General features: G+C 50.7%; 2 rRNA genes. Both read left to right on the top strand.

Annotation, left to right across the window (positions count from 1 at the left end):
- Positions 1 to 1,354: ribosomal RNA gene (locus tag E1171_RS01555) — 23S ribosomal RNA — on the top strand; the annotation flags it as partial.
- 56 nt (positions 1,355 to 1,410) lie between these two features.
- Positions 1,411 to 1,522: ribosomal RNA gene (gene rrf, locus E1171_RS01550) — 5S ribosomal RNA — on the top strand.
- Positions 1,523 to 1,525 lie beyond the last annotated feature (3 nt).

Here is a 1,525-nt window from a genome sequence, read left to right as displayed (position 1 = left end):
TGTGCTGAACGTGATAGTACCACAAACCTTCGGGTGCGTGGATAATGACCCTAATCAGACTTCCAAGAAAAACCCTCTAAGCGTTACGCAGTAAGATGCCCGTACCGCAAACCGACACAGGTAGTCAAGGAGAGAATCCTGAGGTGCTCGAGTGATCCGTGGCTAAGGAACTAGGCAAAATGGCCCTGTAACTTCGGGAGAAGGGGCGCTTACTCCCTCGGGAGAAGCCGCAGTAAAAAGGCCCAGGCGACTGTTTAGCAAAAACACAAGGCTTTGCGAAATTGAAAGATGAAGTATAAGGCCTGACACCTGCCCGGTGCCGGAAGGTTAAGGGGGGTGTTATCCTTCGGGAGAAGCATTGAACTGAAGCCCCGGTAAACGGCGGCCGTAACTATAACGGTCCTAAGGTAGCGAAATTCCTTGTCGGGTAAGTTCCGACCTGCACGAATGGTGTAACGATCTGGGCACTGTCTCAGCCACGAGCTCGGTGAAATTGTAGTAACGGTGAAGATGCCCGTTTACCAGCAACGGGACGGAAAGACCCCATGAACCTTTACTACAGCTTAACATTGGTATTGGGTAAATGATGTGTAGGATAGGCGGGAGATAATGAAGCGGTGTCGCCAGGCATCGTGGAATCACCCTTGAAATACCGCCCTTTATTTATCTGATGCCTAATCCTTATAGGAGACATTGTTTGGCGGGTAGTTTGACTGGGGTGGTCGCCTCCAAAAGAGTAACGGAGGCTTTCAAAGGTACCCTCAGTACGCTTGGTAACCGTACGCAGAGCGCAATAGCATAAGGGTGCTTGACTGTGAGGCCAAACAAGCCGATCAGGTAGGAAACTAGGATATAGTGATCCGGTGGTTCCGCATGGAAGGGCCATCGCTCAAAGGATAAAAGGTACTCTGGGGATAACAGGCTGATCTCCCCCAAGAGCTCATATCGACGGGGAGGTTTGGCACCTCGATGTCGGCTCGTCACATCCTGGGGCTGGAGAAGGTCCCAAGGGTTGGGCTGTTCGCCCATTAAAGTGGCACGCGAGCTGGGTTCAGAACGTCGTGAGACAGTTCGGTCCCTATCTGTTGTGGGCGTTAGAAATTTGCGAGGTTCTGTCCTTAGTACGAGAGGACCGGGATGGACTAACCGCTGGTGTACCAGTTGTGCCGCCAGGTGCATTGCTGGGTAGCTACGTTGGGACGGGATAAGCGCTGAAAGCATCTAAGCGCGAAACCCACCTCAAGATGAGATTTCTTTATAAGGGTCGTTAGAGATGATGACGTTGATAGGTCGCAGGTGTAAAGGCTGAGAGGTCATAGCCGAGCGATACTAATTGCCCGTAAGCTTTCCGTATACACTTAGTGTTTTACTTTCCTTACATTATTTATGTCATAAAGATATTTAAGATTTTATGGTGATTATAGCGTTGGAGTCCACCTCTTCCCATTCCGAACAGAGAAGTTAAGCCCAACAGCGCCGATGGTACTGCCTTCACCGGTGGGAGAGTAGGTCGTCGCCAGCCTTT

Source organism: Xanthovirga aplysinae, from assembly GCF_009711365.1.
Taxonomy (GTDB): Bacteria; Bacteroidota; Bacteroidia; order Cytophagales; family Cyclobacteriaceae; genus Xanthovirga; species Xanthovirga aplysinae.
Note: the sequence above shows the minus strand (reverse complement) of the source record. Positions and strands in the feature narration are given on the sequence as shown.